Source organism: Stieleria neptunia, from assembly GCF_007754155.1.
In the GTDB taxonomy this organism is placed as follows: Bacteria; Planctomycetota; Planctomycetia; order Pirellulales; family Pirellulaceae; genus Stieleria; species Stieleria neptunia.
The window spans coordinates 10,913,513-10,930,864 of record NZ_CP037423.1 but is presented as its reverse complement, the minus strand read 5'-3'; the positions used below and the strand labels follow the sequence as shown (position 1 = coordinate 10,930,864).

The 17,352-nt window shown below is 54.7% G+C and carries 5 protein-coding genes; all 5 read right to left on the bottom strand.

Annotation, left to right across the window (positions count from 1 at the left end):
• Positions 1 to 54 precede the first annotated feature (54 nt).
• Positions 55 to 6,957 (bottom strand): hypothetical protein, encoded by a 6,903-nt coding sequence (locus Enr13x_RS37400; protein ID WP_145391996.1) that lies wholly within the window; start codon positions 6,955 to 6,957, stop codon positions 55 to 57.
• Between the two features lie 123 nt (positions 6,958 to 7,080).
• A complete protein-coding gene (locus Enr13x_RS37395; protein WP_145391995.1) occupies positions 7,081 to 10,233 on the bottom strand; it encodes a serine/threonine-protein kinase in 3,153 nt (1,050 codons plus the stop codon).
• Positions 10,230 to 10,793: a sigma-70 family RNA polymerase sigma factor gene (locus tag Enr13x_RS37390; RefSeq protein WP_145391994.1), complete on the bottom strand. Its 564-nt coding sequence runs from the start codon at positions 10,791 to 10,793 to the stop codon at positions 10,230 to 10,232. The genes Enr13x_RS37395 and Enr13x_RS37390 overlap by 4 nt, the downstream gene beginning before the upstream one ends.
• A 173-nt stretch (positions 10,794 to 10,966) precedes the next feature.
• A complete protein-coding gene (locus Enr13x_RS37385; RefSeq protein ID WP_145391993.1) occupies positions 10,967 to 14,125 on the bottom strand; it encodes a sacsin N-terminal ATP-binding-like domain-containing protein in 3,159 nt (1,052 codons plus the stop codon).
• Positions 14,122 to 17,196, bottom strand: coding sequence for a DEAD/DEAH box helicase (locus Enr13x_RS37380; protein ID WP_197455661.1), 3,075 nt, complete (start codon positions 17,194 to 17,196; stop codon positions 14,122 to 14,124). Before Enr13x_RS37380 ends, Enr13x_RS37385 begins: the two co-directional genes overlap by 4 nt.
• Positions 17,197 to 17,352: the final 156 nt, after the last annotated feature.

Sequence of the window (17,352 nt, the reverse complement as noted above, 5' to 3'; positions counted from 1 at the left end):
GTCGAACGATCGAACTTTCAAAGATCGAGCGATCACGTGAAACAGATTCTTTTGTTACAGTTGTTTCAGGAAACGTAATCCGAATTGCCCGTAATCTTGGCCGTCCACGTCACCATCGCCGTCGTGATCGAAAGATGCATTGAATGACGAGTCCCCGATCTGCTGTAAAAACGTTAATCCAAATCGCCCGTAGTCTTGGCTGTCCACGTCCCTGTCGCTGTCACTGTCTCCAAACATCCTGAAGAATTCGTCGATTGCGTCTCCGCCACCCGAGCCATCGCTGTCACCGTCCAGCGAATTACTGGCAAGGTCACGGACATGACTGTCTTTGACCGTCAGGACATAAATCCCATCCAGGAGTGATCCGCTAGCATCGGTAAGCGGCCCGCTAAATGTCAACTCTGCGGTTGTCATTCCGGACAGTGGCGAGATCGATGCAGAGACAGCGACGGGCGTTCCTGATTCAGAACGTACTTCGAAAGCATCGGCATCGATTTCCACTTCAGAGTCAAACGTGACCACAATGTTGCGCACGACGCTCGATTGTCCTTGTCCGACTTGAATTGATTCCAGCTGAGGCGCGTCATGATCCACCGTGTAGACCTCGTTGACGATGGGGTCGGTCGCAAGCAAGGGGTGTGCAGAGGCGTCCTCAATGTCCTGACCGACAGCCAAGTTGATTCCGACCTCACCGTTGAAGGTTTCCAGGTCACCACCCGCGACGATCGCTTCAAAGACGATCTCTCCCGTTCCTTGAACGGCTAGCACCTGCGTGATTCCGGCCGTACTTCCACCCGCAACCACAAAATCAGTTGGATCAACTTGGAGAACCTGCTCGCTGAAGATCATTCTGAAACGCAGTTCATCCGCATTGGTCAACTGCGTCGTCGGCTGGTGCCGCGTCACGGATTCGAATACCAACTCGGGACCACCGGTGATTTTTAACACTTCCGCCGCGATCCCTTCCGCTTGGTTTCCGACGTTATCCGTTGACTCGATCTGAATCGTGATGACTCCATTTTGAAGTTCGGTTCCTGAGAGATCGACAGTCATCGATCCATTGCTGTTCACATTGGTGGTGACGAAATGGCTTCCGTCTCCAAACGTCACGACGGCTGTCGCGTCTTGGTCAAGTCCTGATACCAGGATTGGAAATACCTTGATATTTGCCGAGTTGAGATACGCCTCGGAGGCGATGACTTGGAGATCATCTAGTTGGTCTGCGTCAGCATCATAGGTGATGACAACGTCATTGTTTGCGGTCCCACCAACGTAATCGAGATCAAATTGCGTTCCCGCAATGGACCGATGACCGCTTGATGGATGAACCAACGTGGTTGTGAACTCTCCAACGACGGGGTCGGTGCCATCATTGTCAAGAATCACAAACGAGTCCCCATGAGAAGGATTGAGACCCGTGGTGTCGAGGGTAAGTGAGCCGTCGAGTGAGATCGTTCCATTGACAACGATCTGATCAGCGTTTTCCACACTGGGAATTCGCAGTGTGACTGCCGCAGTGGGTTCCATCACGACCGAGGGAACCGTGAAATGCATCTTTCCGACGAGGGCATCGGAGAGTCTGAGCGTATCTCCGTCACCGGCAACGACGGTCAGTGCTTCCGTCGGAGCGGTGAAGTCGACCGATTCACTTTCTTGCGAATCAATTCGATGCGTCCTTCCCGATATCAAACTGCCCCCAAGTTCGATCACTTCTGAGCTTGGGTGGGTGAAGTCAAAGATCCGTGTTTCGGCAAGAGCCGAGTCGGAGATCGGCTCCAGTCCGGAATAGGTGATCGATGCTCCGGACTCGATCATGATCGAACCGTCGGACGAGTTGACAAAGGTATGGCTGATGAGACTGTGAAGCGTTGCGGCACCGTCATCAATCTCCAGCGAGTCATTTCCACCGACGCCGCCTTCGAATTGAATCTGAAATCCGCTGGGCAGATTGGCTAAATCGACGCGCAACGTATCGTCGGCGTGGTCACGTCCGGTGAATTCGAGCGGTGTGATGAATCCCTGCGGATCGCGAGGGAGCGTGATCTCGTTCGTGGTCCCGGAGACGAACACGTGTAGCAGGCCATCGCTGCCGACCTGCAACGTGATTTCTCCGTCAGTGATTCCAAAGTCATCTGGTTCCAGGAGCAACGTAGACGGACCGACTTGGAGAGAGCCAAACGCTTGATCTAGAAAACCGTACATTTTGTTGCCCGAGCTTGCAACAAAACTTGCGCCAAACGGGAGGGTCTGGTACGACTGTGGTCGAAAAGTGTTGCCGATCCATCTCAGGGAGTTGGTCTGACCATCGCTGGCGTTGAAAAAGATCTTGTCTTCTGTTGTATGGAGCGTCGTGCCTGCGTGGATCGAATTTTCCGTCCCTGGATTGATGTCGATTATGTTGATCGAGGCTGCCGGGTCGCGCGCATCGATCCAGCCCAATTCATCACCATACGGTTCTGTCGACGTTTTGAAATAGAGCCGGTTCCCTAAGACCGCGACAGACTCAGGGCCTACGAACGATGCAACCGATCCACCGTTTCCATCGGAAACCACACCGGTGGATCCATCCCAAGGGTCAATGACATGGGGAACTGGATCTGAAAGGCGAGTGTCTATCCAGTGCAATCCACTCGCAGTCGGCCAATCCCCAGACGACGAGTAGGCCGCAGCATTGAAAAAAAGTTTTTCGTCAATCGTTTCGTAGCCGAAATACAACCCTGCATCCGAGCCGACGGAGCCTTCGTACAGGTCAAGTGTGTGGAAATCCGTCTCATCCGATGTGGTATCCACCCACCTCAGTTCCACTCCGTCTTTCTCGCTCTTTGCGGTGAAGTAGAGTTTCTCACCAACGGCAATGATTCGTCTTTCATTCAGCCAACTGTAGTTTGAAGATTCTCCAGGATTTGATCCTCGTACACCGGGGTTCACGTCATACGTGTGGACGGTGGGATCAAGTAGCGATGTGTCGATCCAACGCAGTTCGTCTCCATAGACAGGATCGGTGGCGTTGAAGAATAGCTTGTCGTCGATCTGCAGCCATCCTGTCCACTTTGCAGGAGCAGAAGAACCCGACCCCGGGTTGAGATCGAGAATCTGTAATGTCGGCGTACTGAGCGCGGTGTCGATCCAGCCTAGCTCCACTCCAAGCGAGGGAGAATAGACTTGGAAAAAGAGTTTGCTGTCAACTTGTTTATACGTTGCCTCTCCATTCAGGTACAGTTGTGCGTCAGTATCAAGTGTTTGAACTGTGAACTCGTCAAGTGACGTGTCGATCCAATGCAATTTTAAGGGCCCCGACTCGTCACGGGCGGAGAAGTAAAGCTTCGTTCCGACGGCAACCATTTCGGCGTTGGTCGTCCCTTCCATCCCTGGCATCATGTCAATGATGTGCACGTCGGGATTTTCCTCGGTGGTGTCTAGCCACCGCAACTCATCGCCGTGACGCGAGTCGTATGCAAAAAAGAAAAGCTTTTCCTCGATCCGGGTGACACCCCGAATACTGCTGGAATGATGGGAACTAAACCCATCAAGTGTTTGAAGCGTAGGAGATTCAAGTGACGCATCAATCCAACGCAATTCCATGCCGTGTACCGGATCGAAGGCAGCAAAAAACAGCTTGTCTCCGTTCTGGTCTTCAACGCCCCACAGCTCGAGTGAAGGATAACTGGTTGAGTAGATCGAGCCCTGAGCGATATCGAGCGTGTGCACGCTTGGCGTGGCAACGGAGAAATCGATCCAGGACAGTTCAGTAATTGTACGATTGACGCCCTGGCTGGCAGGGAAAAACAGTTTGTCGTTGATTAGCGTTGAGAGCGCCGTGTGCCAGTTCGGATTGAGATCTAGCGTATGAAGAACAGGCGTCTCCAAGGAACTGTAGATCCAATGTAGCGATTTAGGTGTCTGTAGGTCCGTTTGAGCGACGAAAACCAGTTTTCCATCAACATGCCTGAAGTCGTGGGGAAAGGAGCTATCGGAACCAACGTTGACATCAATTGCGTGGACAACCGGAGTCTCCAGTGCTGTGTCGATCCAAAACACTTCGTGCCCGAGTAGTGGGTCCGACGCATTGAAGTAGAGCTTACTTCCGATCGAGATGAATCCGGCTTCTCCCGCTGAACCGTTAATCGGGGCGAGATCGCCGGTGACGGTATTGACGACTGGATCCGGCGAAGTGGTGTCAATCCATCTCAAGGCATCACTGACAGCGTTGGGGTGAGATGAGTCGCCTATAAAATAGAGTTTGTCTCCAATGAGCTGAAGATCTCCGATTCTGGAGGACGAGGACCCTTGATAGAGATCGATGGAGTGGACCGTTGGTGAGTCGGATGCCAGGTCAACCCAGCGCAATTCGACTCCTTGATCGAAGCCTCCTGAGGTAAAGTACACTCGGTCTCCAGAACGAACGAATCCCGTTTGTGCTCCTGGGGCGTCGGTTGTGCTGATACCGGGGCCAAACTCAACAACGCTTACCTGCGGTGAGATGGATGTTGTGTCAAACCAATGAAGGAAGTGTCCGTTTTCGTCTGTTGTAACAAAGAAGAGCTCATTACCGACGACTTCTAAACCGACTAGCACATTGATGATGGAACTCGCTGCTCCGGGAACGAGATCCAGTGTTGAAACGGCTAGCGTCGGGTCCGTCAAGTCGAACCAGCGGATCTCCGTGCCGGCGATGTGGTCGTCCGCAATGAAATAAATATTCGTGCCGACTGCGGTCAAATTTCTCGGGTTCGAACCGAGGGGTCCGGGGACAACATCCACTACGGTGTTTTCAAAAGTGCCTGTGTCCAAGACCTGCAGCTCATGTCCGCTCGCATCGCTGATCGCATCAACGATCAGCTTGCCACCAACAGCAACATGGCTGCCGGGAGTAAAATCTCGGTACACGGGATAGGTCTCCATCTGACCGATTCCATTGGAGCCGTTGACGGTCGGTTGGTAGCCGTCCTCCAATCGCCCCACTGCTGATCCCGTCCCATTCGCAATCGATGTCGCACCCGTGAAGTCTTTCCCGATGGAGTTTCCTGCGATGGTGTTCGCGGAGGCTTCGGACGGTGAGAGCCAGATGCCGTTCCGCCCATTGCCCGCGATCACGTTGCGTTCGGCTTCGTCGGCGATGCCGTCGCCGTCTGTCCCGATCAAATTCTCAGCAGCACCGAGCCAAAGTCGAATCCCTTCAAAAGCATTGGGAATCGGCTGCAATCCAGCAGCGTTGGTTCCAATCAGATTTCCTGCAACCACGTTGTTCTCGACGGTCAAGCCACCGCCTTGAATGGATACCCCGGTAAAGGCGTTTCCAGAGATGACATTTCGCTCCAGCGCATCGGAGATCCCATCACCATCGGTGCCGATGTGGTTGTCGTGCGTTCCGTAGACAAGCAGTATCCCTCCCCCCTGATTTCCCAAAGCCGCATTGCCTGTCGCATCCGTGCCGATCCGATTGCCGGCAACAAAGTTGTATGCCGTGTTGGGACCCGACAATTGAATTCCGTCGATCGCGTTTCCTGAAATCAGGTTTCCTTCAACACCATCACCAATGCCATCGCCATTGGTGCCAATGAAGTTCAGGGTCGCACCATAGGCGACTTGTACGCCCGAGTCTCCATTGGGAATCGCTGCGTCGCCTGCGAGATTCGTCCCGATGTAATTTCCTGCGATGACAACACCCGCTGATCCACCAAGACGCACCCCATGGAGCAGGTTTCCGGAAATCAAGTTCTTCTCACTAAGGTCACCGACTCCATCGCCGTCGGTGCCGATGCGGTTGTGATCGGAACCATCACCCACAAAAATTCCGAACATTGTATTTCCGACTGCGCTGCCGCCGGTCGCGTCGGTGCCAATGTGGTTGCCGGCAATGGTGTTGCCAATGGAATTGCTGACGATGGAGATTCCCGATGCACCATTTCCGGAAATCACGTTCGTACTGTGAAGACCATTTCCACCGATGATGTTGTTCGAGGTGCTGTCAGACAACAACACACCTGACAAGGAGTTCGGAAGCGCGATCGTGCCGGACGGTGAGACGCCAATCAAGTTGCCGGCGATCAAATTGCCTTGCGTTCCCGAATCGCCAACAGCGATTCCCTGCTCACCATTGCCTGAAATGACATTGCCTTCGCTTTGGTCATTCGTACCATCATCGTTCGTTCCGATGATGTTCTCTGAGGCGCCCTCGCGGATCGAAATCCCGTCAAGTCTGTTTGGAATCGCATTGGTTCCGGAAGCATTCGTACCGATGAAGTTTCCGACAATCGTATTGAACGAGGTGCCCTCTCTGCTGATCGTGATGCCTCGCATGTTGTTTCCCGAGATAACATTGCGGTCTGCGGCAGTCACCCCTCCAATCAGATTGTCTTTCGCAGTGTTGTTAAGGCGGATACCGTCGCCGCCATTGGGCATGGCGAATCGGCCCGTTGCGTCGGTTCCGATATAGTTCCCCGCAAACCGATTGGAATGGCCTGCACCGACAGCGATCCCATTGCTCGAGAAACTATGGATATTTAGCCCGACGATTTCGTTTCCATGAGATCTTACAATCAGGAACCCCGGTCCAGACCCAGATGAGGAGCCATCAATGACAACCTCCGGCCCAAACGGATTCGAATCGCCTCCGAAAACGGATTGGCTGCGACCATCAATTTTGACAGAAGCATTGGCGTTGTTCAGCGTGGGAAGCGGGCTGAGAGGAGTGATGACGAACGCGTCGGGCTGGGCATCACCACCAGCCAAATGTGAATCCACATCGACGTAGTTTGCGTCGGAGGTTGGGATTTCAAATTGGATCGTGACCGGGGCGGTGGCGACGTTCGCTTGTTCGATCGCGGCGCGTAGCGAGCCCGGGCCACTATCGGCTGTATTGACGACTGACAATGCTGACAGTAAATCGCGCCGCTCAAGGGTTTCAACGAGGGGGCGGCGAACTCGCTGTTTTGCGGGTCTTCGGGGCTTTTTCATCGGTGCGACAGGTCGGGTACGCGGAACAAATGCGATCTCGTACCAATCACTGCGAGTGCCGCATCGGTTTGCGACGCACCAAATCAATCTTTTTTGCGACTTCTGCCGAGGCCGACACGCCCCCTAATTTGAGGTGGATGTTTCAGGTCTCCAGCAGCGAAACGTTCCGTCAAGCGAGACGGAATACAGCGAGTCACCATCGGCAGAAAACTGCAAATCGGTCACCCGTTCGTCGTGCCCAGTGAGGCTCGCCTGGAACTCGCCTGTGACGGCATCACAGAGCAGAATGTCACAGCCGTCTCCTCCCACCGCCAGTGTTTGTCCGTCGGACGAAACCGCAACGGCATGGAGGCGATCGACACCAAGATGCACTGCGCTTCGCGGCGCGAACGCTGAAATGTCAAAGATGCCCAACGAGCAATCGCGGGAGACGCTAAAAAGTCGTTTTCCATCGGCGGAAAATGCGAGGTCGGTGACTCTCCCTTGATGCGGCTGCCAGCGTCCCAGCAAGTGATGGTCCTTGTCCCAAAGAGCGGCTTCACCGTTTTCAGCTCCGCTGGCAATCATCCCTGAATCGACATGGACCGCGAGGGCTGTGACGGTTGCATCGTGAGCTCGAAATGTGTGCCGAAGCTTTCCAGCGCGCGAGTCCAAAACGGCAATCTCTCCTTTTCCCAGCCCGGCGACTGCTCTGTCACGAGCCCTGTCGCATGCCAGGCACTGAATCGAATGCTTTGAATTGAGGATGGAAACCCAATCAGACTGCCCTGGGCTTGATCGGAGCAATTGGCGACGTTTTCCCGTTGCGATATCAAGTGTGCCATCGGGGTGCCAGCAGATGCCCAGGCAGGGCCCGTCGATCCCATAAAATCTGCGAACGATGGCACCAGTTGCCGTGTCGATTTCAAGTTGAAAGTCGCCTGCAACGATTGCCCGATTGTTCTGTTCGTTGACACTGACGTGCAAGGGGCGAGGAAGGTCGCTTGCGATCACTGTTCCCAGTGGCTCTGAGCTCATTCTGCAATGCTGCACGAAACCATCTTCAAAGCCGAGAGCGTAGGCGTCCTGGGAATGGGCGCATTGAAGGCAACTTGCATTATGATCAACAAATCGCGTCCACTTCGTGCTCCAATCGGAAGCCGCATGTCGACCAAGAACCCGCCGTCGGCTAACGCAAATCAGCCACTGACGATCAGCCGAAAAACCAATTCGATCAAACCGTTCTCCATTTTCTTCATCTACCAAAACAGCTTGCTGTGAGTTGAGATCAAAGATTCGAAATTCACCACGTGGCCCACCCAATGCAAGACGGCTAAGATCTGCGGAGATGGAACCATCGTTAAAGGTTCGTGACTGAGGTTTCAGTAAGCTTTGGTAGTTGTCATCGCCCAGATTCCAGGCAACGGCCTCTCCGTTTTGACTCACAGCGATCATCCTGTTTGCGTCTGCGTCGATTGCTGCAAGCAACACTCTCTTAAACGGCGCAACATACAGCCCTTGGTGGTCGTTTAACCCAGAATCCCAAACCGAGATCCGGTTGCCGTCGCCCCTGGCATAAACCAGCGTTCCATTTGGCGAGAACGATGCGTCAACGGTGTCTCTGAACCCTGTGCTTTGCTCCGCAAGCGTTTGCCCGCTCGCGAGATCAAGGAGGCTCAACCCACCGGAGGTTGTAACCAGCAGCACTTCGCCATCCGGACTTGTCGAACATCCTCGCACGTTTTGCGGACCAAATCTTCGTTGCCAAATCCGATTCCCCGATTCAAGATCCCACCCATGCACGATTCCCGAAACATCGGCAGTGACGAGTTTGCTGTTGTCAGCTGAGTAAGCAAGTTCCCTGACTGCATTGGCATGGGCCTTGAACTCATTGACCACACGCTTGGTTCGGTGTGTTTGCACCCTTGCTGCAAAGCCCGAAAACGGCAGCTCCTGTGCTGTTGCGGCGTCATCCAGCCAGCCACGTACAAGGTCGGGTGATGCCTGCCAGTTTCGGTCGGCGTTGGCAAGAACTTGATTGAACGCGGACCGACGCCTCAACGCCAATTCGTCACTCAATAAGCGACGTGCCTGCTCCGATCGCTTCCAAAATACAAATGCGGTGAGTCCTCCAAGAGAAAATGCCAGAAACACGGCGCAGGCAAGCGTGGTCGAGATCCAATATTTACGAGCAAACCTCCACGACGACTCCAACGCAGACTGCGACCTCGCGCCTACCGCGTCACCGTTTTTAAATCGCCCCAAATCAGCTAAAAGCATCTCAACACTTTGGTAACGATGCCTGGGATCTTTCCGAAGGCACTTGTGGACGATGGAGGCCAAGTCACGTGGGCAATTCGGCGCCCTTTTTCTTAGATCAACCAACTCTCCGTTTAGCACCGCATTGGCAGCGTCAGCAATCGACTCCATTGGTCGCGTGTAGGGAAGCATCCCTGAGATCAACTCATAGAGCACAACGCCCAGGCTATAAATGTCACTACGAGTGTCCTGTGCGACATCGTTTTCAAGCTGTTCAGGGCTCACGTAGCCCGGTGTTCCGATTCCATAGAGCGAATGGACTGTGTCGGTGGCCTTGACGAGTTTCGCAATCCCAAAATCCAAAATCCTTGGTCGGCCATCCTCGGTTGTCAGAATATTAGAAGGCTTTAGGTCTCGGTGGATGACTCCGGCTTGATGGGCGCTGCCAAGCGCCTCGCACACTTCGACAAACAGGTCCACACGGTCAGCGATTGAAAAACCCTGTTTCGTTGCGTAGTCGATTAGACTTGGCCCCGGAAGGTATTCCATCACAAAGTAGGGCAAAGACCGCCCGGCGTCGGATGTGCGACCGGCAAAATACAGCTTTGCAACACCCGGATGATTGAGCCTGGCAAGGACCTCAATCTCTTGCCGAAATGCGTTCTCGGCAGATCCCGGATTTCCACTACGGTGCAGAACCTTAACCGCTACATCACGAGACGTACCGTGCTGCCTGCCACGAAACACATCGCACAAAATCCCACGAGAAATCACTTCTGTGATTCGAACGGGACCGATATTTTCAGGACGTGACTCTTCATTGGTGATATCTGTGTCAATGAAAATTGAAACCCGTTCGAGCTCACCGATACGCTGTTCAATAAAGGGGGTCAGCTTGGGATCGTCACAGAGTTCAAAGACTGAGAGCTTGGACTTGTCCGTTCCGCCTGCCTCCCACGCATCGAGAGCATCCTCAACCGCTTCTCGCTCATCAGCTGAAAGAGCGTCCCAATCCAAACTTGCCCCATGATGGGTCATTGCAGCATGCCGGCTACGTCGGCCTGGCCACGGTAGGCCTTTGCCACTTCAATTCTCGCCTTTCGCCACCTTCGCTGTACCGAACGAACAGAGATTCCCAGCATTGTAGCAACCGCTTCCACCGAAAGTCCTGAGTACCACAAAAGATCAAACATGTCGCGGTCTTCGCCCTTGAGTTCACCGACGAGCAAATGGAACTCGCCCCAGTCCTCTAGCGTGATTTCACCTGCAGTACCTGCATCATGTACGGCAAGGTTTTCGTACAAGCTCTTGTTTCCATAGTGGGTTTCGTGATTGCGGTTCAATCCATGGGGGCCGGAAAATGAACGGGCCAAGTCAATCAGCATCCTGCGAACTTGCAAACCTGCCAGTCGTCGGAAATGTAGCTCTGACTCAAGCGGTGTTGACTCAAGTGAGCGAATCAGTCGCACAAGTGAAAGTTGCACAACATCATCGGTCTCCTCCCACCGTTTGATTGACGGATAACGCCGAAGCATTTGGCTTGCGTTTTTGCGAAGCGACGCGTAGTACTGCTCGATAAGCTCTTCTAAAGGTGGCACAGCAAAGTAGCTTCAAGAATACAAATCGAAAATCAGGTGCCACACAGAGTTTTGTTCGTTCCTGTGGCTCACATGTCCACCAGTATACTTCAGCTTTTCGGCAAACCAAGCAGCTGAAGGCATTGCAAAATGCGGTGATTTGCTTAGCGATACCAGAGCTCTCAACCCTGCACCTACAACGGTTCTGGTGTACGGTTACAGTTGATCGTCGGGATTTCGGTTTGCGGAAAGGCAACAGGATGCGGTCCGATTGGTGGATCAGCCGGTGACGGAGTTCGGAGTGGGGCGAGTTGTTTCAACAGGGTGCGCAGATCGCGCGCGTGCTGGTCGGTGAATCGGACGTTCACGCGTTCATCACCGAGTTCGAGTGGGATTTGATTCTCTGTCGTTTTCAGAATCCTCGCACAAAATACTTCCATCGCCTTTGCATCCGCCTTGACGAATTCCTTGTACTTCGCGGCTGCGACCGGAGAGAGGGCCAGATAGGCGGCGCGATGTTCTTTGCCCAAACCACTAAACATTTCGACGGCTTCAAAATAGTGGTCACCGTTCCGTTTTCGGAACGGCATGACCTGTTGAGTGATCTGGCAATACATCTGTTCCGAATCGTCGGTGTATTGGCGTCTCAGCCAAGTGCGCATTTCCATGCCGCTCTTGGAAACACGGACCGTCCTGGTTTTGGATTCGAACTGTTTTTCTGGGGCAGCGGCAACCTCCTCCATCACCCTTTCCTCGCGTCGTTGCGGGTTCGATGAAGGGCGATCTGGAAAGTGTTCGCGGGACCTTGATCGCTGCTGCGATTCTCTCCAATGCTGAAACCCATCCGGATCCTGTTGAATCAATTTCAGGTCATCGGCGGTCACACCAAACGGTCTTAGCAACTCTGCCGCACGCTCGCTCGCGTCGTGCTCCGACTGGCGGAACCCGAGCAGGTCGATCAGTTTTTTGTGTGGCGTAAAGCCAGACGGCAGGTCGTCAAACGCGACTTCCGTGGGACGCCGTAACGTCCCCTCGGAGGTCGGCAGCCAGGCGCTTTCTTGGAGCGTTTTCACCAAACGGGAGTTGAAATACCGAACCTGTTCGGTGCGGTAGTACCACCGATGCTCTCCTTCCCATCCGCGGCCGTTTCCGTCCGCATACAAACGCTCGAGCAGATTCCAAAGCGAGAGGGATCGTGCCAAGGCCAGCTGGGGACCCGCGTTCTGAATTTGCATCAGAGCGTGTTGCAGCCCATCGAGATCAAAATCGACGAGCGTTTCTTCCCGAGTCGACTTTTGACCGCCCCTGAGTTCGGCAAGCTGTTCATCGGATAAGTCTGGAGTCAATGGACGGATCCGGGGAAGCGAAGCGATACGCAGCTTCGCTAGCCCCGGCTCGACGCGCGGGGCGACGTCCGACGTTAGGAAGCGTGCCTGATCATTCCCCGCAAAATAGGCCAGCAATTCGGGCGATCGCTGATAAATCGCGGCCGGTCGCTCCAGGCCGGTCCTTCCATGCACGTCTTCAGCGAGCAGAAACGGGGTCTCTTGAAGTCGCCTCTGGAGACGGTTCCATTTTTCCACCGACATGGAATCGGTGTGTTGGAGCGATGCAACAATCTGCGACACGTCTTCCCAGTATGAATCGATGTCAACCGGATTCGTGTCGACGGCATCGTCGTATTTGGGCAGGATGCCAAAGAGGACTTCATCCGTCAAATCCGGTTCGGTGAGCCCTAACCGCTGGAGGAACTCGGTCGCGAACGGGTCACTGGCGATCGACCGTTTCACCACTGGAAACGTATTGCATCGTTCGCTCGGAAGGTATGCCAGGGGTGACAGGTGTTCGTCAAACGGCGCCACATGACGGCCACAGTCCAATCGAATCAACCGCCTGTTTCTCAATTCACCGGGACGTCCACCGCCGCGCTGCGACCAGAGTGATTCGCGGTGCAGCAGAAACTGATACAGCCGAATCATCCATGCATCTTCTTGGGCCTGAAGAAATTCGTCGGTCAGCAGTTCCCCAATACGATTGGCCCGAAACTCCTCGACGCCAAGCTCTTCAACCAGGAATCGCCTCAACACGGGCGTTTTGTTTGCGGTGATGTCTCCGCTGAGCCATTTGGCCGAACGTGAATCGACGGCAAGCCGCGAATCGGCGGTAAGCTCCGAAAGCTGTGACGCATCGATCAGGTCACGAACGTCATCGGAGCCGGCGAGGCGCGCTACGGCGCCTTCGATGAATGAACCGTCGTCCGCCGGCAACAGCGGTTGAGTGCCGAGAACCAGCTTTGTGGCGTCAAAGAGGGGCGCAAACAGAGATCCTTCGGGAAAAGCAGACTGCTGGATCGGCAAGGATTGCAACAGTTCCGCTGTCAGCAGCTCGAGGGCGCGAAGTTCCGGCAGAGTATCGGCGAGCAGTTGTGACGTTTCGTCGGCAAGGTGACGGTTCCATTGGTCTGCCTCTTGGACGTTGTCGCGCGCCGGGTTGGTGCGGAATGGCCCCTGAATGATGCAGCCGACTTGCAAACGTCGTTCGGTGGGAAACGAAACATACAACGGCGGCGAGGAAAGCGGCTCGACGCGTGGACGACCGCCGTCGGTATCACGTTCAAGCTTGAATGCGATTTGCACGCGGTTTTGACCGTCCGCGTCGGAACGCACGACGGGCCGCTGAAAGACCAACCAATGTTCTTGCGAACTCGAGTCCTCAGACGCACGAGAGACCGACACCCAGGCGTGAGTCCCCCTGTCGTCGATCGTACGAAAGAGTGAAACCGATGGCCGATTCGCGATCCGGAATTCAACACGGTGAAGATGATTGAGGAACAACAAATTTCGAGGGATCAGCGATATCAGTTCCTCGCCGATTTCCTGTTGCGCCGTCGCCGCGTCGATCTCGGCGTCAAACGGTAGGACAAAGCTCGTCGGGCAACCAGGCAGATGAGGCTCGGGAGCGATCGGGCGGGGACGAACATAGTGCTCAATTCGAAAGTGCTCTTCACCGGAATGCACTTGGGGCGTCCGAGTGTAGTTGTAGACCGACTTGAACCCGATGCCGAACTTGCCGATCTTGCTGAGATTCGAGACTTTCGTGCTGTTGCAAACGGCGCTGATTCCGATGACATCCTGTTCGGCAAACAGGCGACCGTCGTGCCGGCAGATGAAGGCGCCGGAATCGACTTCGAACAGAACTTGCTTCGCTTCCGCATCGTCCGCGTTTTGAAGTAGCTCGTAGATGAAGTGTGTCCGTTTGTTGTACAGCGCGCGGAGGATCTCCAGATGCGCCGTTTCCTCACCGAACTTCCGGAGATTCTCTCGACAAATTCGATCGTAATCGACTGGCATCATTGGCCCCCGTTGACGATCACGGTGCCGCGGGCGACCAGTCGTGTCACGATATCGGCACGCCCAGCCATTTGTTCGAGTTCCGCGGATCGACGCTGGTAGGCGGCCTCGGCATTTTCCAACTGTTTGCGTCGCATCCGCCGAATTTTTTCATCCTTGGCCATCTTCAGTTGTGCGAGACACACTTCGGAGGCGGCTTGGTGGCTTGCATCGAGGCTTTCTTTTTGGAAGGAAACGATGCGTGCCATTTGGTCGCAATGCTCTTTCCTGGATTCGGCCCACAAGCGGTAATGGCGATCTTCAAGCTCGCGAAGCTCACCATCATCCAGAATCGTTTCGGCCGAACGACTTGCGTCGGACGCCGTCTCGAGCCAGCGAAGGAGTTCCGCCGTGACGTCGTCATCCTTGGCGATCGGAATCAGACGAAGGTCCTGGTGCAATCCGTCGTACTTCCACTCGTAGATGACAAACGGATAGGAGCCGGGCGGGATCTCGGTACTGGCGACTTCGCAGACGACCACCGGCTCGCGCAGCACATCGTTGATGTAGGCAGAAGCTTGTCGCACCAGCGGATGCTGCGGGGTGATCAGCGTGGCATCAGGTGCCTCTGCGGCGCACTCCGATCGAAACGCGATTGCCAGACGCTGGTCACTGTCCTTGAGCCAATGTTTCCATCGTCGAAAACTCTCGGCCCGGTCGGCGGGCAGACGAAAAAAGTCTTCGAGCAACAGTTGCCGCGCCTCACGTGACAGCCTCAACGTCTTGAGATCGGTTCCTCCTGAAATGAACTCGTGACTTCCTCCCACGCGATCTTCCAAGTATTCCGTGACCAGGTTTTGAAGCGCCGCGGGCTCCAGCCAGAAACTGGTGGCGTCGTCCACATCGGTGTTGGAAACCTGTAGCCCGAGGAGATCGAACTGTTTTTCTTCCAGTTCTTGTTTCTCTTGAAGCAGGCGGATCTCATTGTCGGCCAATTGTTGCAACTGTTCTCTCCGCTCCTCTTCGGTCAACTGCTGGTTCTCGGCAATGTCGTGAAGCGTTCGCGTGATCTTGCCGAGTATTTCTTCTCCGGCACCGATTTCACGTTCGAAGACACCGATGCGTTTGAGACAACGCTGGTAGATTTCGGCGTCGACGGTCCCCGGCGTAATGAGGTTGTAGATCGAGACACATTCGCTTTGCTGTCCGCGTCGATCGATTCGACCGATACGCTGCTCGATTCGCATCGGGTTCCACGGCAGGTCATAATTGACGATGCAATCGCAGAATTGATAGTCCAGGCCCTCGCATCCCACCTCGGAGAACAAGAGCACGTCGAGCGCTTCGCTTGCTTCACAGGGCAACTTGAATCGCTGCCGCATTTGCACTCGATCTTCGTCCGGTGTTCCGCCGTGGACGACGCCCACGCGAAGTCCTTGGCGACTGAGTTGTTCGTGTAAATACGTGAGCGTGTGACGGAACGCGCTGAACACCATGACGCGGTAATTGGGCAACTGCTTTCGTTCCAGTAAGATCTCTAGCAGACTGTGAAGTTTCGCATCGGTGTGATCCAGATTGCTCGCGTCCTGGATGACCTGCCGAACCTGATCTTCGATCTGCTCGATTGCACGGTGGTCGATCGACTCGATGTCTTCGTCCAATCCGTCTTGCCGCAATTCCTCGAATCGCCGCTTGAGAATATCTTCGAGCAATGGAACGAGTCCGAACAGGGAGCTTGCCGCCTGTCGACGAATCGTCGTCATCATGAACTTGACGCTGGTATTGCCGTGCAAGCTTTGCAGAATCTTTGACTGGAGGTCGAGAACCCTGTCGTGAAGACGACGCTGAGATTCGGTAAACTCCGCTTCGATCGTTTCCGGGCGACGGATCGTGAACGTCCCGATGTCGCGGCGGCGCGTCCTGTTGATGATTCCTGAAAAGGAATGCAACCCTTCGAGTTGTTTGATGGACCGAACACGGTCTTCGTCACTCGCATCACATCGGTTGAGCGTTGCCTTGACGGCCGAAAAAATCGGATTGCGAGCCAGCATGCTGCGGCCCCAAGGCGTTTCTCCCGCCTCGGCGATCGCGTCGAGTGCATCCGATCGCCAATTTTCACAGCAGCCGCGCAGGGCTCCGATGGCGCGATTGAGATGTGCATTCGGCGCCGCCATGTGTTCAAAACTGGGGCGATCGACAATCAGGTCGGGCCTCAGCAGGTGCAGCAATTCGTAAAGGTCGCCGGATTCCATTTCCAGGGGTGTTGCGGTGAGAAACACCACTGCGTCGGCTTGATCGCAAAAGTACTTGACGGCCTGATGCTTCAACGTGGAAGGGTTCCGGACATGATGAGCTTCATCGACGATCACCAGGTCGAAACGCGGCGGAGGGTCCAACTGTTCCAATCCGGGCCGGCCGAGTCGTTGGCCTTTGGCGGTCCCGGAAAGCAGGGCTTCGTCCAACAACGAATAAGGCAGAATCGTCTTGGAGTGTTGCGAGGGCCACTCACCTTCGCGTGCGAATTCGTCGATACAGTGACGCAGTTCCTTCCCGTCAAGCTGGGTAAAGCGCTCGTCGAATCGCTGCATTTCCGCTTGCCATTTCTTTTCCACAATCAGCGGCTTGGGACAAATGATCAAGACCGAATTGAGGTCTCGTCGGGACTGCATCTCCTTGAGAATCAACCCGGCTTCGATCGTCTTTCCGACTCCGACACCGTCGGCGATCAAGAGTCGCGGACGATCCGACCGAATGAATTTTAGGACCGGTCGGAATTGATAGGGAATGCTCTCGATTTTCGCCGAGTGGAGGGAATACAGTGTCGACGCACTGGGATGCTCAATCTGAAGGGAACTGAGGTAGGCGTTAAAGCGTTCGACCGGGATCCGTTGCGAAACCGGCTTGGAATCCACCGCACGCTGCAGTTGCGATTCGTAGTACGTTTTCGGAGCCCCCTCCATGAAGACGACATATTGCGCCTCAGCAGCCCCCGTCATTGCATTCATGACGACCCCCGTGATGTCGGGCTGAGACTTGGCGGTGACGGCGTCGCCGAGCTGAAATCCGGTGGTGAAAGCGGAAGATGTATCTGACACTCAAGGTTCCCCTGATTCGTTGGCTCCCATTCAAAACAGGGTGCCGCACGACTCGGGTGGCGGACTCCCCCGCCCAACACTAGGTGTCCGGTTCAGGCAGTCCAATTCGAGTGAAGTTGAAACCGGACTCAACGCCTCTCGCTGGAAGGGTTGCAG